23 protein-coding genes and 1 riboswitch are annotated in these 23,827 nt (G+C 73.0%); of the genes, 4 read left to right on the top strand and 19 right to left on the bottom strand.

Annotated elements, in window-relative coordinates:
* Nucleotides 1–32 precede the first annotated feature (32 nt).
* The 3 genes from nusB to ACIRRH_RS14780 form a co-directional block, all read right to left on the bottom strand.
* On the bottom strand, nucleotides 33–470 hold the full coding sequence (nusB, locus tag ACIRRH_RS14790) for a transcription antitermination factor NusB (protein ID WP_403066592.1): 438 nt from the start codon (nucleotides 468–470) through the stop codon (nucleotides 33–35).
* 4 nt (nucleotides 471–474) lie between these two features.
* The gene (efp, locus tag ACIRRH_RS14785; protein WP_224276679.1) at nucleotides 475–1,038 is read right to left on the bottom strand and encodes an elongation factor P; all 564 of its coding nucleotides are present in this window, start codon (nucleotides 1,036–1,038) and stop codon (nucleotides 475–477) included.
* 80 nt (nucleotides 1,039–1,118) lie between these two features.
* Nucleotides 1,119–2,225 (bottom strand): Xaa-Pro peptidase family protein, encoded by a 1,107-nt coding sequence (locus ACIRRH_RS14780; protein ID WP_224276677.1) that lies wholly within the window; start codon nucleotides 2,223–2,225, stop codon nucleotides 1,119–1,121.
* A 425-nt stretch (nucleotides 2,226–2,650) separates the two neighbouring features.
* Between ACIRRH_RS14780 and rpmG the strand changes: the two genes are divergently transcribed.
* Nucleotides 2,651–2,815 (top strand): 50S ribosomal protein L33, encoded by a 165-nt coding sequence (gene rpmG / locus ACIRRH_RS14775; RefSeq protein ID WP_030056206.1) that lies wholly within the window; start codon nucleotides 2,651–2,653, stop codon nucleotides 2,813–2,815.
* Between the two features lie 63 nt (nucleotides 2,816–2,878).
* Here the strand turns inward: rpmG and ACIRRH_RS14770 are convergent, their stop codons facing one another.
* On the bottom strand, nucleotides 2,879–3,451 hold the full coding sequence (locus tag ACIRRH_RS14770) for a helix-turn-helix domain-containing protein (protein ID WP_403066589.1): 573 nt from the start codon (nucleotides 3,449–3,451) through the stop codon (nucleotides 2,879–2,881).
* Between the two features lie 151 nt (nucleotides 3,452–3,602).
* On the opposite strand from ACIRRH_RS14770, the gene ACIRRH_RS14765 reads away from it, so the two are divergent.
* A complete protein-coding gene (locus tag ACIRRH_RS14765; protein ID WP_403066587.1) occupies nucleotides 3,603–4,457 on the top strand; it encodes an EamA family transporter in 855 nt (284 codons plus the stop codon).
* Nucleotide 4,458: 1 nt separating this feature from the next.
* Here ACIRRH_RS14765 and ACIRRH_RS14760 read toward each other — a convergent pair whose 3' ends face one another.
* Complete coding sequence (locus tag ACIRRH_RS14760; protein ID WP_403066585.1) at nucleotides 4,459–5,574, bottom strand: HoxN/HupN/NixA family nickel/cobalt transporter; 1,116 nt, start codon at nucleotides 5,572–5,574, stop codon at nucleotides 4,459–4,461.
* A 30-nt stretch (nucleotides 5,575–5,604) separates the two neighbouring features.
* Nucleotides 5,605–5,818, bottom strand: a riboswitch (cobalamin riboswitch).
* 81 nt (nucleotides 5,819–5,899) lie between these two features.
* Here ACIRRH_RS14760 and ACIRRH_RS14755 point away from each other — a divergent pair.
* Both ACIRRH_RS14755 and ACIRRH_RS14750 read left to right on the top strand, forming a co-directional pair.
* Nucleotides 5,900–6,283 carry a metalloregulator ArsR/SmtB family transcription factor gene (locus ACIRRH_RS14755; protein WP_224276672.1) on the top strand — a complete coding sequence of 128 codons (384 nt, stop codon included), beginning with the start codon at nucleotides 5,900–5,902 and terminating at the stop codon, nucleotides 6,281–6,283.
* A 74-nt stretch (nucleotides 6,284–6,357) separates the two neighbouring features.
* Nucleotides 6,358–8,031 carry a hypothetical protein gene (locus ACIRRH_RS14750; RefSeq protein ID WP_403066582.1) on the top strand — a complete coding sequence of 558 codons (1,674 nt, stop codon included), beginning with the start codon at nucleotides 6,358–6,360 and terminating at the stop codon, nucleotides 8,029–8,031.
* Here the strand turns inward: ACIRRH_RS14750 and ACIRRH_RS14745 are convergent.
* From ACIRRH_RS14745 to ACIRRH_RS14680, 14 genes are all read right to left on the bottom strand, one after another.
* A complete protein-coding gene (locus ACIRRH_RS14745; RefSeq protein ID WP_403066580.1) occupies nucleotides 8,028–10,037 on the bottom strand; it encodes an AAA family ATPase in 2,010 nt (669 codons plus the stop codon). The two genes, ACIRRH_RS14750 and ACIRRH_RS14745, sit on opposite strands and share 4 nt — an antisense overlap.
* 70 nt (nucleotides 10,038–10,107) lie before the next feature.
* Nucleotides 10,108–10,434: a putative quinol monooxygenase gene (locus ACIRRH_RS14740; RefSeq protein ID WP_403066578.1), complete on the bottom strand. Its 327-nt coding sequence runs from the start codon at nucleotides 10,432–10,434 to the stop codon at nucleotides 10,108–10,110.
* A gap of 120 nt (nucleotides 10,435–10,554) precedes the next feature.
* Nucleotides 10,555–11,364 carry an Fpg/Nei family DNA glycosylase gene (locus ACIRRH_RS14735; protein ID WP_403066577.1) on the bottom strand — a complete coding sequence of 270 codons (810 nt, stop codon included), beginning with the start codon at nucleotides 11,362–11,364 and terminating at the stop codon, nucleotides 10,555–10,557.
* Between the two features lie 79 nt (nucleotides 11,365–11,443).
* Complete coding sequence (locus ACIRRH_RS14730; protein ID WP_403066575.1) at nucleotides 11,444–12,316, bottom strand: AAA family ATPase; 873 nt, start codon at nucleotides 12,314–12,316, stop codon at nucleotides 11,444–11,446.
* An 85-nt stretch (nucleotides 12,317–12,401) separates the two neighbouring features.
* The gene (aroQ, locus tag ACIRRH_RS14725) at nucleotides 12,402–12,830 is read right to left on the bottom strand and encodes a type II 3-dehydroquinate dehydratase (protein WP_224284021.1); all 429 of its coding nucleotides are present in this window, start codon (nucleotides 12,828–12,830) and stop codon (nucleotides 12,402–12,404) included.
* Nucleotides 12,831–12,838: 8 nt separating this feature from the next.
* On the bottom strand, nucleotides 12,839–13,930 hold the full coding sequence (gene aroB, locus ACIRRH_RS14720) for a 3-dehydroquinate synthase (RefSeq protein ID WP_224284020.1): 1,092 nt from the start codon (nucleotides 13,928–13,930) through the stop codon (nucleotides 12,839–12,841).
* Nucleotides 13,923–14,510: a shikimate kinase gene (locus ACIRRH_RS14715; RefSeq protein ID WP_403066573.1), complete on the bottom strand. Its 588-nt coding sequence runs from the start codon at nucleotides 14,508–14,510 to the stop codon at nucleotides 13,923–13,925. Before ACIRRH_RS14715 ends, aroB begins: the two co-directional genes overlap by 8 nt.
* A complete protein-coding gene (gene aroC, locus ACIRRH_RS14710) occupies nucleotides 14,510–15,694 on the bottom strand; it encodes a chorismate synthase (RefSeq protein ID WP_403066571.1) in 1,185 nt (394 codons plus the stop codon). Before aroC ends, ACIRRH_RS14715 begins: the two co-directional genes overlap by 1 nt.
* Nucleotides 15,695–15,881: 187 nt before the next feature.
* Nucleotides 15,882–16,712: a shikimate dehydrogenase gene (locus tag ACIRRH_RS14705; RefSeq protein ID WP_403066569.1), complete on the bottom strand. Its 831-nt coding sequence runs from the start codon at nucleotides 16,710–16,712 to the stop codon at nucleotides 15,882–15,884.
* A gap of 34 nt (nucleotides 16,713–16,746) precedes the next feature.
* The gene (gene mltG / locus ACIRRH_RS14700) at nucleotides 16,747–18,603 is read right to left on the bottom strand and encodes an endolytic transglycosylase MltG (RefSeq protein ID WP_403066567.1); all 1,857 of its coding nucleotides are present in this window, start codon (nucleotides 18,601–18,603) and stop codon (nucleotides 16,747–16,749) included.
* Between the two features lie 188 nt (nucleotides 18,604–18,791).
* Entirely contained in the window at nucleotides 18,792–20,048 is a 1,257-nt protein-coding gene (mltG, locus tag ACIRRH_RS14695) for an endolytic transglycosylase MltG (protein WP_403066565.1), read from the bottom strand.
* Between the two features lie 136 nt (nucleotides 20,049–20,184).
* Nucleotides 20,185–20,664 (bottom strand): Holliday junction resolvase RuvX, encoded by a 480-nt coding sequence (gene ruvX, locus ACIRRH_RS14690; protein ID WP_224282406.1) that lies wholly within the window; start codon nucleotides 20,662–20,664, stop codon nucleotides 20,185–20,187.
* Nucleotides 20,664–23,333, bottom strand: a complete 2,670-nt coding sequence (alaS, locus tag ACIRRH_RS14685) for an alanine--tRNA ligase (protein ID WP_403066563.1) — start codon at nucleotides 23,331–23,333, stop codon at nucleotides 20,664–20,666. Before alaS ends, ruvX begins: the two co-directional genes overlap by 1 nt.
* Nucleotides 23,320–23,823 carry a DUF6167 family protein gene (locus tag ACIRRH_RS14680; RefSeq protein WP_403066561.1) on the bottom strand — a complete coding sequence of 168 codons (504 nt, stop codon included), beginning with the start codon at nucleotides 23,821–23,823 and terminating at the stop codon, nucleotides 23,320–23,322. The genes alaS and ACIRRH_RS14680 overlap by 14 nt, the downstream gene beginning before the upstream one ends.
* Nucleotides 23,824–23,827: the final 4 nt, after the last annotated feature.

The following is a 23,827-nucleotide window of genomic DNA, read 5'->3' as shown; positions in this document are numbered from 1 at the left end:
CGGGTCCGACGGCCGTCCACGGGGTCGACCTGCTACCGGCGGATGCTCGGCTTCAGTTCGAGGAAGCGGGCGAGCATGCCGTTGACGAAGGCCGGAGAGTCGTCCGTGGAGAACTCCTTGGCGATCTCGACGGCCTCGTCCAGGACGACGGCGTCCGGGACGCCGTCCTCCCAGATCAGCTCGTACGCACCGAGCCGCAGGACGTTGCGGTCCACGATCGGCATCCGGTCGAGCGTCCAGCCCACGGCGTACTGCTCGATCAGGTCGTCGATGCGGCGGGCGTGCTGGACGTACCCCTCGATGAGCTCCATGGTGTACTCACCGACCTGCGGGGTGCCCTCGTCGGGCCTGGGCTCGCGGGCGCGGGCCACCCAGTCGGCAAGGACCTGCTGCGGGTCCACCCCGCGGTGGTCGGCCTCGAAGAGGATCTGGAAGGCCCGGGTCCGGGCCTTGCTGCGTGCGGCCGACACGGACTTACTTCACCCGGCCGAGGTAGCTGCCGTCGCGGGTGTCGACCTTGACCTTGTCGCCGGTGACGACGAACAGCGGGACCTGGATCTCGGCACCGGTCTCCAGGGTGGCCGGCTTGGTGCCACCGGTGGAGCGGTCGCCCTGGACGCCCGGCTCGGTCTCGGAGATGACCAGCTCGACGGCGGCCGGGAGCTCGATGTACAGGACCGAGCCCTCGTTCTGCGCGACCAGGGCCTCGAAGCCCTCCAGCAGGTACTTGGCGGCGTCGCCGACGACGGCCGGCTCGATGGTCAGCTGGTCGTAGGTGTCCATGTCCATGAACACGAAGTTCTCGCCGTCCTTGTACGAGAACTGCATGCCGCGCTTGTCGACGTTGGCGGTCTCGACCTTGGTGCCCGCGTTGAAGGTCTTGTCGACGACCTTGCCGGTCAGGACCTCCTTGAGCTTGGTCCGCACGAAGGCCGGGCCCTTGCCGGGCTTGACGTGCTGGAACTCGACGACGGACCAGAGCTTGCCGCCCTCCAGCTTGAGGACCATGCCGTTCTTGAGATCGTTCGTGGAAGCCACGGGCGCACTTACTCCTGGATATAGCTGTCAAGGAACCAAGGGGTTGCGTCCTGCCGCCGACGGCCGTCGGGAGGCCGCGGTCACAGGGCGAGGAGCTCCTTGGTGGTGATGGTGAGCAGCTCGGGCCCGCCCTCTTCGAGGGGGCGCACGACGAGCGTGTCCTCGATCCGGACCCCGCCCTTGCCCGGGAGGTGGACCCCTGGGCCGACGGTGACCGGTACGCGGCTGTCCAGTTTACCCATGTCCGACGGACCGAGGCGCGGCGCCTCCCGGATCTCCAGCCCGATGCCGTGGCCCACCGGGCGCGGGGAGGCCTCGGTGTGGCCGGCCGCCTCCAGGACCTGCCGGGCCGCCCGGTCGGGTACGCACTGCTCCACCCCTGGTCCGAGCGCCTCCCGCCCTGCCCGCTGGGCCCGGAAGACCAGCCGGTGCAGCTCCACCTGCCAGGGCGCGGGGGTGGCGCCGATCACGAAGGTGCGGGCGGTGGAGACGCCGTAGCCGCGGTACTGGGCGCCCATCACCACGGTCAGGAAGTCGCCCTCCTCCACCCGGCGGTCGGTCGGCTGGTGGGCGGCCTGGCCGGAGTGGCTGCCGGTGCCGACCGAGACCGGGAAGGCCGCCCGGTCGGCGCCGTGGTCGATCATCCGGCGCTCCAGCTCCATCGCCAGGTGCCGCTCGGTGCGGCCGACCAGGATCGACTCCAGCAGCTCGCCGAGCGCCTGGTCGGCGATCTCGGCGGCGATCCGCAGGTCGGCGATCTCGCGCTCGTCCTTGATCACCCGCAGCCGCTCGACCGTCTGCCCGAGGTCCACCAGCCGGGCCCCCTCGGAGCGGCCCCCCACCGCCCGGTGCCGGCTGACGGTCAGGTCGTGCTCCTCCACCGCCAGGCCCGACACCCCGGCCCGTACGGCCGCGGCCGCGGCGGCCAGCGCGGTGTCCGAACCGGCCGCCACCGGCATCCGGGTGACGTCCGGAGCGATCAGGTGCTCCCCGGAGTCGTCCGGCGGCAGGTCGTCCGGCAGCGCGAGCAGCGCCCGTTCCCTGGTCAGCAGCAGGCTCGCCCCGCAGGGCGCGCAGCCCGTCAGGTACCGCACGTTCGCCGCGCGGGTGATCAGCGCTGCGTCGGCCCCGGCCGCACTGCAGTGCTCCCTCACCCGCTCCCGCCGCCCCGCGTACGCATCCGCCATGCGTCGAGCCTACGAACCCCCGGCCCGAACCGCCCGCCGAGCACCCCCGACAGAACCCCCGGTGCCCCTTGCGCGCCCCCTGCGCGACCGCGCCGTCACTCTCGGACACGCGCCGTGGCCCCCGCTCCCCCACGCGCCGCACACCGAGGGCCCCGCACCCCTCGGCGGCGCCCACCCCTCACCGTCCGTCACCACCCGTTCACCACTCGTCCGGGTCGAGCGGGCCCCGCCGCAGCGCGGGATCGCGCTGCCGAAGCCGGGCCGGCGGCCGGTGGGCCGACAGTGGGCGGACACGGGCGCTCCCCGGCATCCGGGAATGGGCAGGGCCGGGCTCGCGTTCTCACCGCACGAAAACGACTTCCATTTCGGTGTACGGCCCCGGCCGACGCCCGAGACCCGACACCCAGGACCCAGGAGGACGCCCGATGGCCCGCAGCGAACTGCGCCCGGTGATCAAGCTCCGCTCCACCGCCGGCACCGGCTTCACGTACGTGACCCGCAAGAACCGCCGCAACGACCCGGACCGGATGGTCCTGCGCAAGTACGACCCGGCGGCCGGCCGGCACGTCGACTTCCGCGAGGAGCGCTGACCCCGCACACCCGAACGGCGCCTCCCCGAGCCCGGGGAGGCGCCGCCGCGTCCGCTCGACGGCTCAGCGCGGCGGCGGGACGGAGACCACCATGGTCAGCCGCAGCACCCGCTCCCCCGCGTTGCGGTAGACGTGCGCGTACGAGGCGTCGAAGGAGACCGTGCCACCGGCCGGCACCGGATGGTCCGTGCCGTCGTGGACCAGGGTCAGCTCCCCCTCGTCGACCCGGACGATCTCCACCGTCCCGGCCGGGTGCGGCTCGGAGGAGTACTCCTCGCCCGGCTCCATCCGCCACTCCCACAGCTCCAGCGGCCCGGGCGCCTCGATCCCGTGCAGCAGGGTGCCGGTCCCGCCGGACGGCCCGGTCCACAGCGGCACGGCCTGGTCACCGGGCACGATCCGGACGTCCGGGCCCTTCTCGTAGTCGAGCAGCGTGGCGATCGAGACGCCGAGCGCGTCGCCGAGCCGGACCACGGTGGCCACGCTCGGATTGGTACGGCCCTGCTCGATCTGGACGATCATGCCGCGGCTCACCCCCGAGCGGGCGGCGAGGGCGTCCAGGGTGTGGCCGCGCTCGGTGCGCAGCCGCTTGAGGTTGTGGGCGAGCGCCCGGGAGACGAGGTCGGGGTCCGGCACGCGGGCAGTCCTCCGGTGTCCACTGGCTGAAACAGTACAAAATATTCTTCGGCAAGTTCAGTTCATTGCACTACGCTGCCGTCTCGACAACGAGTCCATCCGACTGTACTTCGGAGTGCATTGTGCTGTCCTCGATCTGCGGGGCCTCGCGGTGACCGCCCTGCTCGCCCTCGCCGCCAGCCTGCTCTGGGGCGTCGCCGACTTCGGCGGCGGCGCGCTCGCCCGACGACTGCCCGCACTCACCGTGGTGGTCGCCTCCCAGGCGACGGCCGCCGCCGTGCTGCTCGCCGCCGTCCTGGCCACCGGCGGCTGGACCGACGCCACCCCGGCGCTCTGGTGGGCGGTCGCCGCCGGGGTGATCGGCCCGTTCGCGGTGCTCGCCTTCTACCGCGCCCTCGCCCTCGGCCCGATGGGCGTGATCTCCCCGCTCACCACCGTCGGCGTCGCGGTGCCGGTGGGCGTCGGCCTCGCCCTGGGCGACCGGCCCGGCCTCGGCCAGGTCGCCGGGATCGCGGTCGCGGTGGTCGGCGTGGTGCTGGCCGCCGGCCCCGAGCGCGGCGGGCCGCGTGCGGCCCGCAAGGCGCTGCTGCTCACCGTCGCCGCCGCCTTCGGCTTCGGCACCGTGATGGCCCTGATCGCCCACGCCTCCACCGGTGGCGGCCTGCTGCTGGTGCTGTGCGTCCAGCGGGTGTGCAACGTGGCCGTCGGCGGCGCCGTCCTGCTGGCCGGGCTGCGCCGCTCCGGCGGGACGGCCGAGCTGCTGCCCGGCATACGGGCGCAGCTGCCCGCGCTCACCGCGACCGGGCTCGCCGACGTCGCCGCCAACGGGGTCTACGCGATGGCCTCGCACCGCGGCTCGGCCGCCGTGGCCGCCGTCCTCTCCTCGCTCTACCCGGTCGTCACCGCACTGATGGCGCGCGGGGTGTTCAAGGAGCGGCTGCGCCCGGTCCAGACGGTCGGCGCCGGGCTCGCCGTCGCGGGCACGCTGCTGCTCGCGGCCACCTGAGTCACGAGTTCTCGGGCGTCCAGCGCTGCTCGACCCGGGCCAGCTTCCAGTACCCGATCGCGATCGCCCAGACCACCACGAACAGCCCGGCGATGGCGTAGCCGACGTTGTCCAGCGAGATGTCCGCGATGAACCCGGTGACCGGGTCGGTCAGATCGAGCTTCTCGTGCAGCACTCCGACCAGCTCGATGGTGCCGATGATGAAGGCCACCGCGATCGACAGACCAGTGATGGTCAGGTTGTAGTACACCTTCCGGACCGGATTGGCGAAGGCCCACTGGTACGCGAAGTTCATGAACGTCCCGTCCAGGGTGTCGAACAGGCTCATCCCGGCCGCGAACAGCAGCGGCAGGCAGACGATCGCGTACCAGGGCAGGCCGGAGGCCGCGCCCGAGCCGGCCATCACCATCAGGGTGACCTCGGTCGCGGTGTCGAAGCCCAGGCCCAGCACCATGCCCACCGGGAACATCTGCCCGGGCCGGGTGATCGAACGGGTCGCCCGGTTCAGCACCCGGGCCATGAAGCCGCGCGAGTCGAGGTGCGCCTCCAGCTCCTTCTCGTCGAACCGCCCGGCCCGCATCGCCCGGAACACCTTGAGGATGCCGAGCAGTGCCGCCAGGTTGAGTGCGCCGATCAGGTAGAGGAACGCGCCGGAGGCCGTCGTACCGACCATCCCGAGCCACTTGTGGGTGGTCGACTCGTCGTCCATCAGCGTGTTCGCCAGCTGCGCGCCGCCCGCCACCAGGGCGGCCATCAGCACCACCATCGAGGAGTGTCCGAGGGCGAACCAGAAGCCCACCGAGACCGGCCGCTTGCCGTCCGCCATCAGCTTGCGGGTGGTGTTGTCGATCACCGCGATGTGGTCGGCGTCGAAGGCGTGCCGCATGCCGAGGGTGTACGCGGTGATGCCCAGGCCCACCCCGAAGACCTGGGTGCCGACCGCGTACTTCTCGGGTGCGACCAGGAAGATCAGCGTCCCGAAGGCCACCACGTGCATGGCCAGGATCACCACCATCAACCCGGCCGTACGGACGGTGTCCTCGCGCCGCCATCTGAAGGCGGGCAGGACGGAAGGGGCCGTCTTCGCCCCGGCAGCAACGGTTTCGGGCAGGGTCATCTGCGGATCACGCTCCAGCACCTCGTGGAAAACCTCGTGAGATGCCGTGGCCGGTCTCCTGGCTTACGGGACGCCCGTACCCGCCTTCCCAGGCGCGCGAGGCGCCCAGTGGCTCCGTGGGTACGGACGACGTTCCTCCGCAGGCGGAGGAACGACCCGATCACAGTGGCGAGGGCCGCTCCGGGCTGGGACCCCTGAGGGTCCGTCACCGGTCTTCCCGAGCACCACGGCGGGCTACACCGTAGGGGCCGGGCACGACCCGTGCAAGGCTGCGCACCTGCGCAGGTGTCCAGGATCACAGGGGAGCGCCTGCAAGAATGTCCGCATGCATCTCGTACCGGCCGACCGCGCGGGCCACCGCACCATCGACGGGCACCGGGTCTGCGAGGCCATCGCCGCGATCGGCGACCCCGCGCACGTCCGGTCCTGGGCCGAGCGGTTCTCCCTGCTCGCCGACCCCGGGCGGCTCGCCCTGCTGCTCGCCCTCCACCGGGCCGGCCCGCTCGCCGTCACCGACCTCGCGGTCGCCACCGGCATGCGCGACCCCGCCGTCTCCCAGGCACTGCGGCTGCTCCGCACGGCCGGCGTGGTCACCGGCGACCGGGACGGACGAGTGGTGCGCTACCGGCTCGTGGACGAGGCCATGCGCCCCCTCCTTGACGAGTGCGCCGCCGCCGAGCACCACGAACCCAGCGCGGCCGCGGGCTGACTCCTTCCCGGGCCCGCCGGTTCCCGGGAAGGACGCGACGCGCCGGAGGCGGCCCCTGCCAGTACGATCATGACGTGCCGTCCCACCCCCACGCCTGGCCCGCCGACCGTTGGAACACCGACCCGGTCAAGGCCCGCGTGCTGGCGGTCGCCCGCACCCTCACCTCCGCCACCCGGGTCCTGGACGTCCTCTCCCTGCTGGGCCCGCACGGCATCGACCTCTACTTCACCGTCAACCCCGGTTCCGCCTTCGCCGACCGCGCCCTCGACGAGTACCTCCACGGCCTGCCCGGCTTCACCGTGCTGGACTGGGAGGACGCCGTCCGCCGCCACTTCGACCTGGCCGTCGCCTGCGCCGTCCACTCCTCCATGCACCGCCTGGACGCCCGCCTCGTCGTCCTCCCGCACGGCGCCGGCTACAACCGCCTGGTCACCGAGTCCACCGGCGACACGATCAGCGCCGCCGGCCTGTCCCGCAACGAACTCACCCACCACGGGCGGGTGTTCGTGGACGTCCTCGGCCTCTCCCACCCCGAACAGCTGGACCGGCTACGGGTCTCCTGCCCCGAGGCGCTCGACGTCGCCAAGGTGGTCGGCGACCCGTGCTTCGACCGGATGCTCGGCAGTCGGCGCTCCCGCGACGGCTACCGCGCCGCGCTCGGCGCCACCGGCGGCCGACGGCTCGTCGTCGTCAGCTCCACCTGGAGCGAGCACTCGTTATTCGGCCGCCGTCCCGACCTGCCCCAGCGGCTGGTCCGCCAACTGCCCGCCGACGAGTACACGGTGGCCGTCGTCCTGCACCCCAACGTGTGGAGCCGCCACGACCCCGAGGCGCTGCTCGACGACGCCCGCCGGATGGGCCTGCGTCTGATCCCGCCCCACCAGGGCTGGCAGGCCGCACTCGTCGCCGCCGACTGCGTGATCGGCGACCACGGCTCGGTCACCGTCTACGGCGCCGCCCTGGACCACCGCACCGTGCTCGTCGCCACCGGCGCCGCCGAACTCGACCCGCGCTCCCCCGGCTACGCCTTCGGCCAGGCCGCACCCCTCCTCGACCCGGACGGGGACCTCGCCGCCCAACTCGAACTGGTCCTGGCCCAGGACCCGGCCGACCTGAGCGACATCACCGGCCGATCGCTCGCCCACCGCGGCGAGTCCGCCCGGCTGCTGCGCCCGCTGCTCTACTCCTTCCTGGAGGGGCTGGACGAACCCCGGGACGAACCGGCCCTCCTGCCCTACCCCAAGCCCGTTCCATGCCCCGCGGCCACCGAGGGGCCCACCGCGTACGACGTCGAGGGCACGAGCGAGGGCACGGACGTCAGCCTCCGGCGCTACCCCTTCGACCCGAACGACCACACCCCGCGCGGCTTCCACGCCCTGACCGACGAACACCCGGGCGACGCCCTGCGCTACACCGCGGAGGTCCTCGCCCGCACCGAGGTGCACGCCGAACGCCCCGCCACCCGCTGGCTCGCCGACACCACCGCCGAACTCCCCGGCCTCGCCGTCGCGGTGGCCGCCCTCGGCCCGGCCCGCCACCTGCTCCGGCTGCGCACCGGCCTGCTGCTGGAGGCCCGCGCCGAACCGGACTGGGGCTGTCCCGACCCCGGCATCGACCCGCTGCTGCTCGGCTCCGCCGTGGCCTGCTGGCTCGCCGACGGCGGTGACCCGGCCGGCCTGCCCGAGCACGGGCTCACCGTCCGCACCGGCCGGCACCACACCCGGGTGTCCTTCCGGACGGGGCCCTAACCCGACAGTTGCCGCAGCCGCTCGCGGCTGCGCTCGGCCAGCCCCGCGTCGTCCAGCTCCTCGGCGAGGGTGAGGAGCAGGGTGTGCGCCTGCGCCTCCTTCGCGTACTGGCTCCGCCTCTCGGCCTGCCGGGCGCAGTCCTCCGCGTGAGCGACGGCGAGGTCCAGCTGCCCGAGCGCCCGGTGGGCCCGGGCGCGGACCAGCGGCAGCTTCATCAGCATGTCGTCGTCCCCGGTGGCCACGGCCCGCCCGGTGGCCCCGGTCAGCACGGTCAGCGCCTCCTCGGCGCGCCCGTCGGCGATCAGCGCCTGCGCCAGGTTGTAGCTCTGGACGATCTCGCCGTGGTCGTCGCCCCGGTTCTCCGCCAGGGCCAGCGTGAACCGCTCCACCGCGTCGCCCGGGCGGCCGTCGGCCAGGCAGAGCAGGCCGTCGGTCTCGTAGAGCACCCCGACCACCTGACGGTCGGTCACCAACGGCACCTGCTCCGTGGCGAGCGCCAACTGCTCGGCGGCGAGCCGGTACTCCTTGCGCTCGTGGTGGGCGCGGGCGAGCTGGTTGCGCATCCGGACCACGGCGTCCGGCCGGTTGTCCCACTGGGCGGACTCGATGCCGAGCCGGTGGGTCGCGATCCAGTCCTGGTAGAGCTTCCGGCCGTGGTAGAGCAGCCAGAGCGACTCGCAGAGCCGCCACACCTCGCCGTGCCACCCCTGCGCAGCCGCCTCCTCCACCACCGCACGGAAGTTGGCGCGTTCGGCGTACAGCCACTCCAGGGCAGCGGTCCCGGAGGGGAAGCCGGGCAGGCCGTCACCGCTCCGGTCCTGCAGACGCAGCCGCTTCCTGGCCATCGCGCGGTCGGCGACCGACGCCCGGCCCCGGTAGTACGCGACGACGCCGGCGAGGAGTCCCCCGCGGTCGGACAGCTCCCGCGTCCGACCGTAGGCGTGCAGCCGCACCACGTCGTGGGCCCGGAAGCGGTTCTCGCGGTCGTCGTCGTCCACCACCTCGTCCAGCAGGTGGACGCCGCGCAGCTCCTTGATCGCCCGCTCGGCCCGCTCGACGCCGACCGCACGTGCCAGTTCGGCGGACACGAAGGGGCCGGGGTGCACGCCGATCAGGTGGTAGAGCGCCCGCCCCTCGGCCGACAGCCGCTCGTAGACCAGGTCGTACGTCGCGCCGAGATCGTTCTCCTCGTCCTCCAGCACCGCCAACCCGCCCTCCCGGTCGTGCAGTTCGGCCACCACCCGGCCGACCGGCAGGCTGTCCCGGTCCAGCAGCTGGCTCCCGACCGCGTTCAGCGCGAGCGGCAGCCCGCCGCACAGCTCGACCAGTTCCGCCAGTTCCCCGTCGGTGCCCCGCCCGGAGCCCACCCAGCCGCGCACCAGTTCGGCGCCCGCCGCCGCGCTCAGCGGCCCGAGCCGGCGCACCTCCGCGCCGTCCGTCCGCAGCGCGGGCAACCGCCGCCGGCTCGCGACCACCACCAGCCCGCTGGACGGGAGCAGTGCGCGGACCTCCGCGGCATGCTCGACGTTGTCCAGGAAGAACAGGCACCGGCGTTCGGCGGTGGCGGTGCGGAAGGCCGTGAACCGCTCGGCCTCCACCGCCGGCGGTTCGGCGCCGAGGGCCCGGAGGAAGCCGGCCAGCAGCTCGGGGAGGTCCACCCCGCCCTGGTGCCGGTAGGCCTCCAGGTCGGCGTAGAGGTCCCCGCCCGGGAAGTGCTCCCGGTGGTCCTCGGTGAACTTGGCGATCAGCTCGGTCTTCCCGACCCCACCGAGGCCGGTGAAGACCACGACCCCGAGTCCGCCCTCCTCGACCCGGCCCAAGACCTCGGTGAGCGCGGCGAGTTCCGGCTCCCGGTTGACGAAGGGACCGTGCGGAGGCCGGATCTGATGCGGCCTCGGCAGCGGCTCCCGATCGTGGAAGTGCACCGATCCGATGTCCCGGGCCTGCACCACGTGGCCGCCCACCGTGGCACCTGACACGGTGTTGGCCACCTCGTGCCGTTCCATCCGCCTGCTCCCTCCGGCCGGTCGGCCCCAGCCTACGGGCTGGGCACCCGGCCGGAGGGGCCCTCGGGTGTCACCGGGGGGTGATCTCGCCCATCTCCGCCCAGCCGTCCAGGCCGGGGATCTCGGTCGAGACGATCCGCGGCTTGGCGGCCACCGCGTACGACAGTTCCTCCATGGCCTTGGCGAAGTGCGCGGACTCCACGTGCTCCTTGCCCGCGTCGCCGTCGCGGAACGCCTCGACCAGGACGAACTCGTTGGGGTCGTCGACGCTGCGGGACCACTCGAAGAAGAGGTTGCCGGGCTCGCGGCGGGTGGCCCGGGTGAACTCGTCGACCAGGCTCAGCCAGTCGCCGGCGCGCTCGGGGCGGACCGGGAACTTGACCGTAATGAAGATCATGGGACTTCCTTTCGCTCCACGTTCACACGTGGCAGTGCGGACAGGGGCACGCGGCTCGGCGCGCACGACGTCCATCGTCGCAGGTCAGAGGGCTTCCCACGACACGGGGCCGGGCCCCGCTCACACCGCCTGGCAGGTCGGACACCAGAAGAGGTTGCGGGCGGCGTGCTCCTCCGTCCGCACCTCGGTGCCGCAGACCAGGCAGGGCATGGCGGCCCGCCGGTAGACGTACACCTCGCCGCCGTGGTCGTCGACCCGGGGCGGGCGGCCCATCGCCTCGGGGGTGTGCTCGGGACGGACGGTGTCGATCCGGCCGGCGGTGACGCCCTCGCGCATCAGGGCGACCAGGTCGGCCCAGATCACGTCCCACTCGCGGCGGGTGAGGTCGCGCCCGGCCCGGTGCGGGTCGATACCGTGGCGGAACAGCACCTCGGCCCGGTAGACGTTGCCCACCCCGGCCAGCACCTTCTGGTCCATCAGCAGCGCGGCGACGGTCGTCCGGCTGCCCGATATCCGGCGCCAGGCGGCCTCCGGGTCGGCGTCGGCGCGCAGCGGGTCGGGGCCCAGCCGGGCGGCGACGGCGGCCTTCTGGTCCTCGGTGACGAGCGCACAGGTGTTGGGACCGCGCAGGTCGGCGTAGCCGTACTCGTTCTCCAGCCGCAGCCGGACCAGCCCGACCGGCGCGGGCGCCGGGCCGGTGCCGAAGGTGAAGCCGCCGTAGAGGCCGAGGTGGACGTGCACCCAGGCGCCCTCCTCGAAGCCGAGGAAGAGGTGCTTGCCGGTGGCCTCCGCGCCGCTGAGCAGCTGCCCGTCGATCACCTTGGCCTCGTCCACGAACCGGCCCTGCGGGCTGGAGACCCGCACCGGGCGGCCACCGAAGGCCTTCCGGTTCTCGGCGGCGAGGCGGTGGATGATGTGGCCTTCGGGCACGGGCGTCAGCTCCTCCGGGCGCTTCGACTGGACCCGTCCATCATCGCAGCCGGCTCCGACAGCTCCGCGACGCCGCAGGTCAGCGGACCGGAATGCCCATCAGCCGGGCCAGGATGACGCGGTCCAGCTCGGCGGCCGTCCCGGCGACGTCCAGGTAGGAGTTGTCGATGATCGGCAGCCCGGAGTTGTACCAGCCGGCCATCCGCCCGTGGATGCGGGCCACCTCCTCGTCCCCGAGGCGGCGGTTGCCGCTGCGCCGGGCGTTGCGGCGCAGCACCGAGTCCAGGCTGGGCAGCAGCACGACCGGGATCATGCCGGGGCCGATGTGCCGCTTCCAGCCGCCGAGGCCGATCGCCGGGCGGTCCGGGAAGACGGCGTCGTCGATGATGCAGGAGATGCCGTTGGCCAGGTAGTTGCGGCAGGCGAAGCCGCAGGTGCGGCGGGCCAGCCGGTACTGCGCCTCGGCGGAGTTGTTCCAGCCGGCCTGCGGGTTGGCGAAGCCGGACTGCACCCACTCGCGGACGTCGTCCAGGCTGATGTGCGCGGTCGGGGTGGGCCGCCGCTCGGCCCAGTGGCGGGCGACGGTGGTCTTTCCGGCCCCGGCCGGTCCGATCAGCAGGACGGCGATCGGCCCGGTGGGCGCCTGGTGCTGCGGCGGGTGGGTGGGCAGCTGGACGGGTGCGCCGGACGGCAGCACGAAGTGCCCGGTGCCCCCGGCGGGCACCGGCGCGCTCGGCGCCGAAGCGGCCGCGGAGGCCGGAGCCCGACGAGCGGCGGGCCCGGGGCCGGTGGGCCCGGGAGCGGTGGGGGCGGTGGGAGCAGCGGGCGCCGGGCGGACCGGCGGAGGGGAGACCGGCGCCCCCGAGGACGTCCCCCGTGTACCGCCCCCCGGCGGCACCGGCGGAGCGACAGGACGCGGCGGGACCTGCCCGCCTCCGGCGTACTGCGTCACGGCACCTCCCGACACCTTTCAGCGGGGACACTACACGGCGGCCCGGCAGCGGGCACAGTCCGCCGCCGGGCCACCGCCCGTACCCTCAGCGGGTGGTGAGCTGCTCGGCCAGCGCGCGCAGTGCCAGCTCGTAGGAGCCCAGCCCGAATCCGGCGATGGTGCCGGAGGCCACCGCGGCGATCACCGAGGTGTGCCGGAAGGTCTCCCGGGCGTACGGGTTGGAGATGTGCACCTCGATCAGCGGCGCGGTGCGCTGCGCCGCGGCGTCCCGCATCGCGTACGAGTAGTGCGTGAACGCACCGGGGTTGATCACCACCGGCACCCGGCCGTCGGCCGCCTCGTGCAGCCACTCCACCATCTGCTGCTCGGAGTTGGTCTCGTGCACCTCGACCTCGAAGCCGAACTCCTTGCCCAGCGCGGTGCAGCGCTCGACCAGTCCGGCGTACGAGGTGGCGCCGTAGACGTCCGGCTCGCGGCTGCCCAGCCGGCCCAGGTTGGGGCCGTTGAGGACCATCACCCTGGTCACGCGGAGACCTCCGCGTACGCCGCGACCAGCAGCGACGGGTCGGGGCCCTCCAGCACGGAGGTCTTGCCCAGGCCGTCCAGCACGATGAAGCGGATCAGGTCGCCGCGCGACTTCTTGTCGATCTTCATCGCGTCCAGCAGCTTCGGCCAAGCGTCCGCCCGGTAGCTCAGCGGCAGACCGACCGAGGCCAGCACGGTGCGGTGCCGGTCGGCCGTCTCGTCGTCCAACCGCCCGGCCAGGCGGCCGAGTTCGGCGGCGAAGACCATGCCGATGGAGATCGCCGCGCCGTGCCGCCACTTGTACCGCTCGTTGCGCTCGATGGCGTGGCCGAGGGTGTGGCCGTAGTTGAGGATCTCGCGCCGCCCGGATTCCTTGAGGTCCCCGGAGACCACGTCGGCCTTGACCTGGATGGCCCGGCGGATCAGCTCGACGGTGTGCGGCCCCGCCGGCGACTTGGCGCCCTCCGGGTCGGCCTCGATCAGGTCGAGGATGGCCGGGTCGGCGATGAAGCCGCACTTGATGACCTCGGCCAGGCCGGAGACGTAGTCGTGCCTGGGCACGGTCTCCAGGGTGCCGAGGTCCGCCAGCACGCCCACCGGTGGGTGGAACGCGCCGACCATGTTCTTGCCCTCGGCGATGTTGATGCCGGTCTTGCCGCCGACCGCCGCATCGACCATGCCGAGCAGCGTGGTGGGCATGGAGATCCAGCGCACCCCGCGCAGCCAGGTGGCGGCGACGAAGCCGGCCAGGTCGGTGGTGGCGCCGCCGCCGAGGCCGACGATGACGTCGCTGCGGGTGAAGCCGGTCTGCCCGAGCACCGACCAGCAGTACGCGGCGACCTCGGCGCTCTTGGCGTCCTCGGCGTTGGGCACCTGGAGCGCGATGGCCTCGTAGCCCTCGCCGAGCAGGTCCTCGCGGATCGCGTCGGCGGTGGCGGCCAGCGCCTCCGGGTGGATGATCGCGACCCGCTTCGCCCGGGCGCCGATCAGCGGCGCCAGCTCGCCGAGCAGCTGGTGCCCGATCAGCACGTCGTACGGGTCGTGGCCGGCGCTGCCGCCGACGTGGATCCTGACGGTGGTGTCAGTCATGGGGGGTCTTCAGCTCCAGTGCTTCCAGTACGGCGTCCGCGACCTGCTCCGGGCTGCGCCCGGCGGTGTCGACCACGGCGGTGGCCACCTCCAGGTAGAGGGGGCGGCGGGCCTCCATCAGCTCGCGCCAGCGGGCCCGCGGGTTGATGGCCAGCAGCGGGCGCGGGGCGTCCAGGCCGACCCGCTTGACCGCGTCGGCCAGCGGGACCTCCAGGAAGACCACCGGCAGCTCGCGCAGCAGCGCGCGGGTGGCCTCGGCCAGCACCGCGCCGCCGCCGAGCGCCAGGATCCCGTCGTGCCCCTCGGCGGCCGCGCGCACGGCGGCCGTCTCCAGCGTGCGGAAGTGCGGCTCGCCCTCGTCGACGAAGATCTCCGGGATGGGCTTGCCGGCCGTCGCCTCGATGTCGGCGTCGGTGTCCCGGAAGCCGACACCCAGGCGCTCGGCCAGGACCCGCCCGACGGTGGACTTGCCACTGCCGGGCGGGCCGACCAGCACGACAACGGGCGAATTGCCCCCGGCCCTCGCTTCGCTCGGCCGGTGGCTTCGCAAAGAGGCCCCTTCTTCTGGCCGCTCGCTCATTATCGGACGATCAGGTTGTCGAGGTAGCCCTGGACGTTGCGCCGGGTCTCGGAGACGTTGTCGCCGCCGAACTTCTCGTTCACGGCGTCCGCCAGCACCAGCGCGACCATCGCCTCGGCGACGATGCCCGCGGCCGGCACCGCGCAGACGTCCGAGCGCTGGTGGTGCGCCTTGGCCGGCTCGCCGGTGCGCACGTCCAGGGTCTTGAGCGCCCGCGGCACGGTGGCGATCGGCTTCATCGCGGCGCGCACCCGCAGCACCTCGCCGGTGGACAGGCCGCCCTCGGTACCGCCGGAGCGGCCGGAGGTGCGCTTGACGCCCTCGGGGGTGGGGACGATCTCGTCGTGCGCCTTGGAACCCGGCACCCGGGCCAGGTCGAAGCCGTCGCCGACCTCGACGCCCTTGATCGCCTGGATGCCCATCAGCGCGGCGGCCAGCCGCGCGTCCAGCCGGCGGTCCCAGTGCACGTGCGAGCCGAGGCCCACCGGCACGCCGTACGCCAGCACCTCGACCACGCCGCCCAGGGTGTCGCCGTCCTTGTGGGCCTGGTCGATCTCGGCGACCATCGCCTTCGAGGCCCCGGCGTCCAGGCAGCGCACCGGGTCGGCGTCCAGCCGGGCCTCGTCCGAGGGCAGCGGCAGCACGCCGGCCGGCGCCTTGGCGGCGGCCAGCTCGACCACGTGACTGACGATCTCGATCCCGGCCACCTCGCGGAGGTACGCGCGGGCGACGGCGCCCAGCGCGACCCGGGCGGCCGTCTCACGGGCGCTGGCGCGCTCCAGGATCGGCCGAGCCTCCTCGATCGAGTACTTCTGCATGCCGGCCAGGTCGGCGTGACCGGGCCGGGGGCGGGTGAGCGCCTCGTTGCGGGCCAGGCCCGCCAGCACCTCGGGGTCGACCGGGTCGGCCGACATGACCTGCTCCCACTTCGGCCACTCGGTGTTGCCGACCATGATCGCGACCGGGCTGCCCATGGTCAGACCGTGCCGGACGCCGCCGAGGAAGGTCACCTCGTCCTGTTCGAACTTCATCCGCGCCCCGCGGCCGTAACCGAGCCGGCGGCGCGCCAGCGCGTCGGCCACCACGTCGGTGGTGACCGGTACACCGGCGGGCAGGCCTTCCAGCGTCGCGACGAGTGCGGGGCCGTGCGACTCCCCCGCCGTCAGCCAGCGCAACGTACCCAACGGAGCTCCTTCATCAGCGGACCGGACCTCGGCACCGCCGGGGCCCGCCCGGGCGTGCCTTGTGCCTGAATCCTTTCATGCCCCAGCAGCACCTGGGGGCACAGTCCGCGTGACGGACGGCAACCGGCCACGATCCGGCCGGGAACGGCCCGGGAGCCCGCCGGAGGGCGGAGTCCGCGGCCGGGGCTCAGTGCCCGGCGAGCGCCTTCTCCCCCGCCTCGCGCATCGCCGCCAGCGGCCCGGGCGTGCGCCCGGTGAAGGCCTCGCTCTGCAGCACCGCCTGGTGCACCAGGAGGTCCAGCCCGCCCAGGACGGTCGCCCCGCGCCCGGCACAGGCGGCGGCCAGCGCCGTCGGCCACGGGTGGTACAGCACGTCGAACAGCGCACCCGGCTCGGCGGGCAGCGCGTCGGCGAAGACGTCGGTCGCACCGACCGGCGTGGTGGAGACGGTCAGCGGCCGGGCCAGCGCCTCCGCGCCGCGCTCCCAGTCGGCGGTGCGCACGGCCACGCCCAGCCGCTCGCCCAGCTCGGCCATCTCCCGGGCCCGCTCGGCGCTGCGCACGTAGACCGTCACCTCGCCGGTGCAGATCTGGGCGAGCGCGGCCAGCGCCGAGGAGGCGGTGGCCCCGGCGCCCAGCACGGCCGCCTCGGGCACCTCGGTGATCCCGCGCTCGCGCAGCGCGTTGACCAGACCGGGAACGTCGGTGTTGTCCCCGGTGCGCCGGCCGTCGGCGGTGAACACCACGGTGTTCACCGCGTCCACCGCGCGGGCCGTCGCGCTGACCTCGTCCAGCAGCGGGATGACCGCCCGCTTCAGCGGCATGGTGAGCGACAGCCCGGCCCACTCGGCCTCGTCCAGGGCGGCGACGAACCCGGGCAGCCCGGCCTCGTCGACCTCGAAGCGGTCGTAGCGCCAGCCGTCCAGCCCGAGCGCCGCGAAGGCGGCGCGGTGCAGGTCCGGCGAGAGCGAGTGGGCGATCGGCGAGCCGAGTACGGCCGCCCGGTGCTTGCTGGTCAACGCTGCCTCTCCGTGAACTGTCTTCCGACCGGGGCTACTTCTTGGTGGTGCAGTGGCCGCGTGTCTCGTCGAAGCCGTTGCCGGCCGCCAGGCAGAACTCCTTGACGTTGGCGTAGTGCTCCTTGCTCGTCTCGGCGAACCGGGTGCTGGTCGGGGACATCGCGATGAAGTACAGCCACTTGCCGTCCGCCGGGTGCAGCACCGCGTTGAGCGCGTCGTCGCCGGGGTTGGAGATCGGACCGGGCGGCAGGCCCTGGTTGATGTAGGTGTTGTACTTGTTGGACGCGTCGTCCATGTCCTTCTTGTCGAGCTCCTTGCGGCCCAACGAGTACTGGAGCGTGGTGTCCATGCCGAGCCGGTGGTTGATCTCGCCGCCGGCGGCCAACCGGTTCTGGATGGTCTTCGCCATCTTGGCGAAGTCCTCCGGGTTGTTGCCCTCGCGCTGGAGGATGCTCGCCTCGATGAGCACCTCGTAGCCGGTCTTCAGCCCCACCGAGGCGGCCTGGGAGTCCAGGTTGGCGTACTTCTCGGTGGCGTTCTTCACCATCTGCTTGAGCAGGTCCTCGGGCTTCATGCCCTCGGCCATGTTGTAGCGGGTCGGCCAGAGGAAGCCCTCGATGTTGCCCTGCGCGTACGCCGGCAGGCCGAGGTCGTTGACCTGGGCCTTGGCGACGCCCGCCGTGGTGCCCGGCTGCAGCTTCAGCTTGCTGTCGATCAGGGTGTAGATCTCGGTGGAGTTCTTGCCCTCCGGGACCACGATCGCCGCGCCGCCCGCCTGGTTGAGCAGTTCCTTGAGCGCGGAGGCGGCCGACATCTCCTTCTTCAGCCCGTAGTAGCCGTACTGGATGGTGCTGCACTTGGGCTCGGCCTTGCAGGCCTCGGAGAACGCGTCGACGCTCTTGACCACGCCGGCGTTCTTCAGCGCCAGGCCGATCTGCCCGCCGACCGCGCCCTTCTTGACCTCGACCTGGACGGGGGCGGTGCCCTCGCCGGTGAAGTCCGGCGCGGGGCCGAAGTGGTCCTGCCAGAAGCCGTAGCCCCACCAGCCGGCCCCGCCCACGGCGCCGAGCAGCACCAGTGCGACCAGCAGGCAGGCGCCGCCGTTGCGGCGGCCCGACTTCTTGCCCTTCTCCTTGCGCTTCTTCTGGGCCTCGCGGGAGTCGTCCTGCTCCCCGAGGAAGCCGGCCTCCCCGGCCTCGGCGTGCTCGTCGAGGTACCCGTCGTCCTCGTGGCGGCCGTCCTCCTGGCCGTCCCACTCGTCCTTCCCGCCCTCGCGGGCGGCGCGCACCGGGTCGGCACCGGCCTCCAGCGCGGCGGCCTCGGCCTCCCAGTCGATCCCGTCCGGGCCGGGGCCGGCGGCCGGCGCGGGCTCCGCGGCCTGCTGCGGCCGGGCCTGCTGCCGCGGCGGCTGCTGCGGCTGGACCTGCTGCTGCGGCGCCTGCGGCTGGCCGCCGGGGAAACCCTGCTGCTGGTAGCCCTGCTGCTGCATCGGCGCCTGCTGCTGGGGCATCTGCTGCTGCGGGTAGCCCTGCTGCACCGGCTGCTGCTGCGCGTACCCCTGCTGGGGGTAGCCCTGCTGCGGCACCTGCTGCGGGTAGCCCTGCTGACCGCCCGGGAAGCCCTGCTGCTGCATCTGCTGCTGGGGCACCTGCTGCTGCGGGTAGCCCTGCTGCGCCATCATCTGCTGCTGCATCTGCGGCGTCATCTGCTGCTGCGCGTACCCCTGCTGCACGTCCCCGTACGGCTGCTGGGCCGCCTGGCCCTGCTGCGGGTACTGCTGCTGCCACTGGCCGTCCTGCTGGCCGGGGACCGGCTGCCGGCCGTCGTACCCGGGATCACCGGGGTGCCACGGCTCGCCCTGGGGGTTGTAGCCCCCGCCCAGATCGGTCATCGATCCCCTTAACCGACGGTGACGGCCGGAGGATCAAACCGGCCGTCCGGGACGACGCAGTCCCGGCTGATTCTCGAACCGGCGTGCTAGCGCAGCGCCTGGAGGGAGACGTTACCGTACCGCAGCCTTACCCCCGCCCGGGCGGAAGCACCGTCAGTGAGCGATCTCACCGACGGCACACAACACCGTCACGGTGTCGTCGCACCGGCGCCCGAGGGTGCCCCCGCCCCACCCGGCGCCGCCGGGTGGGAGGACGGGCCCGGCACCGGGGCGCTCGGCTTGGCCGCCGCCCGGTTGGCGTTGAACTCCGCCACGTTGCGTTGCTGCACGTCGAAGCTGTCGGTGAAGCGGGTGTCCCCCGGCTTCACGGTGACGAAGTACAGCCAGTCCCCCGGCGTCGGGTCCAGCGCCGCCGTGATCGCCTGCCGCCCGGGGTTGGAGATCGGGCTCGGCGGCAGCCCGGGGTGCAGGTAGGTGTTGTACGGGGAGTCCAGCTTGGTGTCGGTCACCGAGGTGTTCAGGGTCGAACGGCCGAGCGCGTAGTTGATGGTGGAGTCCAGCTGCAGGGGCATGCCCTTGACCAGCCGGTTGTAGATGACCCGGGCCACCTTGCCCATGTCCTCGGTGTTGTCGGCCTCGCCCTGGACCATGCTGGCCACGGTGACCAGCCCGTACACGCTCTGCCCGAGGTTCTGGGCGACCACGGTGGCGTCGTCCCGGTTGAACTCCGTGCCGGCCCGGTCCACCATCTGCTTCAGCAGGTCGAAGGCGGTGGTGTCCTCGGTGACGCTGTACGTCGCCGGGAACAGGTAGCCCTCCGGGCTGCCGTTGGTGAAGTCCGGCAGGCCGAGCTCCGCGCCGCGGTCCTGGGCGGTCTTCAGGGCGGTGCCCTCGGGCAGGTTCAGCTTCTGGTCGATGGCCGCGTAGATCTGGTGGCCGCGCCAGCCCTCGGGGATGGTCAGGCCGTTGGCGTTGGCCGGGTCGATCAGGATCGCCAGCGCCGCCGCGGCCGACATCTTCTGCTTCAGCGTGTACGTCCCGGGCTGGATCCGCCCGGCCGCCGCCGCGCTGCCCTTCGCGGCCCGGGTGAAGGCGAGCGAGCTGGCCACCACCCCGTTGCGGACCAGCGCGGACGCGATCTGGGAGAGGCCGGCGCCCTCCGGCACCGAGACCTGCACGCTGCCGTTGCCCGGTCCGGGGAAGTCGGCCGCGGTCGGGGGTCTGCGCTGCGACTGCAGCCAGGTGTACCCGGTCAGCCCGATCCCGCCGAACACCGCGACCAACGCGAGAGCGGTCAGCCCGCAGGCCAGTCTGTCGCGCCGCCGACGCGGATCCGGCGCATCGAAGCGCGGGCGGGGCGCGCCCGGCGGACGGCCCTCCGGCTCCAGCACCGGCGCACCCAGGTGTCCGGGCGTGAGCCCCGGGTGGAAGTCCTGGTCGGTCATGGCTCGCGCCCCCTCGACGGTCCCAGATCGATCCGGATCGATGCGAATCGATCCAAAACGGACACGGAAACGAATGAAAGGGGTCCGTGCGGACGCGTCCGCACGGACCCCTCAACGGGACGTTAAACCAGGCCGGTCAGCCGGCCGCCTCGACGCTCTCACCGGGCGGGCGTCCGCTCACCCGTTCGGACTCAAGGGCGGTCTGGAGGATCACCACCGCGGCGGCCTGGTCGACCACCGAGCGGCCCTTCTTCGCCTTGACCCCCGAGGCGCGCAGCCCGTGGGTCGCGGTGACGGTCGACATCCGCTCGTCCACCAGCCGCACCGGCACCGGGTAGAGCCGGTTGGCCAGCCGGGCCGCGTACGCCCGGACCTTCTCCGCCGCCGGGCCCTCCTTGCCGCTCAGCGAGCGCGGGAGCCCGACGATCACCTCCATCGCACCGTACTCGTCAACGATGGCGGCGATCCTGGCCTGCGACTTCACCCCGGCCGGGACGGTCTCCACGGGCGTGGCGAGCACCCCGTCGGGGTCGCAGGACGCGACCCCGATCCGGGCGTCCCCGACGTCGACGGCGATCCGCCGCCCCCGCCGGAAGGGCCTCTCCTCCTGCTCCATCAGCTGGCGCGCTCCGCGACCAGGCCGCACACCGCGGCGATGGCCTCGCCGACCGCGGCCGGGTTGGATCCGCCGCCCTGGGCGACGTCGTCCTTGCCGCCACCGCCGCCGCCGAGGGTCTTGGCGGCCGTCCGGACCAGCTCGCCGGCCTTGATGCCGCGGCCGCGGGCGTCCTCGTTGGTGGCGATCACGGTCAGCGGGCGGTCGTTCGCCACGGTGAAGGCGGCGACCACGGCCGGGCGCGAGCCGAGCCGGCCGCGCACGTCCAGGACCAGCTTGCGCAGCTCGTCCGCGCCCACGCCGTCGGCGACCTGCGCGGCGACCACGGCGATGCCGTGCACGTCCTCGGCCGAGTCGGCCAGGCCCGCCGCGGCGGCCAGCACCTTCTCGGCGCGGAAGCGCTCGATCTCCTTCTCGGCGTCCTTGAGCTTGGCGAGCATGCCCGAGATCTTCTCCGGCAGCTCCTCCGGGCGGCCCTTGACCAGCTCGGTGAGCTGGGAGACCACGGTGTGCTCACGGGCCAGGAAGCGGTACGCGTCGCTGCCGACCAGCGCCTCGACCCGGCGCACGCCGGAGCCGATCGAGGACTCGCCGAGCAGCTTCACCAGGCCCAGCTGGGCGGTGTTGCCGACGTGGGTGCCACCGCACAGCTCCTTGGAGAAGTCGCCGATGGTGACGACCCGGACCTCGTCGCCGTACTTCTCGCCGAACATCGCGATGGCGCCGGCCTTGCGGGCCTGGTCCATCGTCATGACCTCGGCGGTGACCTCCAGCTCGCGGGTCAGCACGTCGTTGATCTTCTGCTCGACGTCGACCAGCACGCTGCCCGGGACGGCGGCGGGCGAGCCGAAGTCGAAGCGGAAGCGGCCGGGGGCGTTCTCGGAGCCGGCCTGGGCGGCCGTCGGGCCGAGCGCGTCGCGCAGCGCCTGGTGGGTCAGGTGGGTGGCCGAGTGGGCGCGGGCGATCGCCCGGCGGCGCTCGGTGTCGATCGTGGCGTACGCCGAGGAGCCCAGCACGACCTCGCCGAACAGCACCCCGCCGGAGTGCACGATGACGCCCGGGACGGGCTGCTGCACGTCGCGGATCTCCACCACCGCGCCGGACTCCAGCCGGATCCGGCCCTGGTCGGCGAGCTGGCCACCGCCCTCGGCGTAGAACGGGGTGCGGTCGAGGATGATCTCGACCTCGTCGCCCTCGGAGGCGGCCGGCGCCGGGACGCCGTCCACCAGCAGGCCGACCACGGTGGCCTCGCCCTCGGTCAGGCTGTAGCCGGTGAAGACGCTGGCGCCGGACTTGTCGGCGACCTCGCGGTACGCGGCGACGTCGGCGTGGCCCATCTTCTTGGCCTTGGCGTCCGCCTTGGCGCGGTCCCGCTGCTCCTGCATCAGGCGGCGGAAGCCGGCCTCGTCGACCTGGAGGCCCTGCTCCTCGGCCATCTCCAGGGTGAGGTCGATCGGGAAGCCGTAGGTGTCGTGCAGCTTGAAGGCCTGCTCGCCGGAGAGCACCGCGCCGCCGGACTGCTTGGTCTCGGTGACCGCGACGTCCAGCAGGTTGGTGCCGGCCTTCAGGGTCTGGAGGAAGGCGGCCTCCTCGCCGACGACGACCGTTTCGATGCGCTTGCGGTCGGTCTCCAGCTCGGGGTACTGCGGGGCCATCGCCTTGATCGCGACGTCGATGAGCTCCTTGGCCACCGGCTCGGTGGCGCCCAGCAGGCGCATGTTGCGGATGGCGCGGCGCAGGATGCGGCGCAGCACGTAGCCGCGGCCCTCGTTGCCCGGGGTGACGCCGTCGCCGACCAGCATCAGCGCGGTGCGGATGTGGTCGGTGACCACGCGCAGCGAGATGTCCGACTTGTGGTCGGCGCCGTAGGTGTGGCCGGTGAGCTCGGCGGCGCGGTCGAGGATCATCCGGCTGGTGTCGATCTCGAAGAGGTTGTCGACGTCCTGGAGGATGGCGGCGAGGCGCTCCAGGCCGAGGCCGGTGTCGATGTTCTTGCTCGGCAGGTCGCCGAGGATCTCGAAGCCGTCCTTCCCGTCGCCGTGGCCGCGCTCGTACTGCATGAAGACCAGGTTCCAGATCTCCAGGTAGCGCTCGCCGTTGACGGCCGGGCCGCCCTCCTCGCCGTACGCGGGGCCGCGGTCGTAGTTGATCTCCGAGCACGGGCCGCACGGGCCGGGGACGCCCATCGACCAGAAGTTGTCCTTCATGCCCAGGCGCTGGATGCGCTCGGAGGGCACGCCGATGACGTCACGCCAGATCTGCTCGGCCTCGTCGTCGTCCTTGTAGACGGTGATCCAGAGCTTCTCCTTCTCCAGGCCGTAGCCGCCGTCCGCGACGGGAGTGGTGAGCAGCTCCCAGGCGAACTTGATGGCTCCTTCCTTGAAGTAGTCGCCGAAGGAGAAGTTGCCGCACATCTGGAAGAAGGAGCCGTGCCGGGTGGTCTTCCCGACCTCCTCGATGTCCAGGGTGCGCACGCACTTCTGGACGCTGGTGGCGCGCGAGAACTGCGGCTTGACCTCGCCCAGGAAGTAGGGCTTGAACGGCACCATGCCGGCATTGACGAGCAGCAGGGTGGGGTCGTCGGCGACCAGGGACGCCGACGGAACGACGGTGTGACCGCGCTCCTCGAAGAAGCGCAGCCAGCGGCGGCGGATCTCAGCCGACTCCATTAGTGGTCCTTCCGTTCGGGGTGCCGCCCCGCGGCGGCAGGGCACGGCGGGGCGTTTCTTCAGTGGTCCGGGGGGTGGTGCGGGCACCGCTGGGCGCAGAGCGGGTGCGGGACGGAGGCAGGGCGGCGGCCGGGCTACCGGGCGCCGCCGAGATAGCTCGGTACTGCGGCTCGCCCGAGGGGGGCAACGCGGAGCGTTTCCCGAGAAGGGTGGTGGCGGGCGACGGGCGGGCGCGGCGGGCGCTGCGGGGCTCCACCACGGCGGTGCCGTGCAGCCCGAGGTCGTCCTTCAGCTGGTCCTCGCGCTCGGCCATGCCGGCCTTCACGTCCTGGGCGAACTGCTTGGCCAGATCGCCCAGGTGCAGTGCACCGCGGGCGGCGGTGCCGGAGAGGCTGTCCGGGGTGAGCCGGTGCACGGCCTCGTTGGCCTTGTTCATGGCCCAGACGGTGGCGCCGGCGCCGACCGCCATCCAGAAGATGCGTCGCACCATGCCG

The organism is Kitasatospora sp. NPDC101235 (assembly GCF_044767505.1).
Classification (GTDB): domain Bacteria; phylum Actinomycetota; class Actinomycetes; order Streptomycetales; family Streptomycetaceae; genus Kitasatospora.
This window is presented reverse-complemented; position numbering and strand designations above follow the sequence as displayed.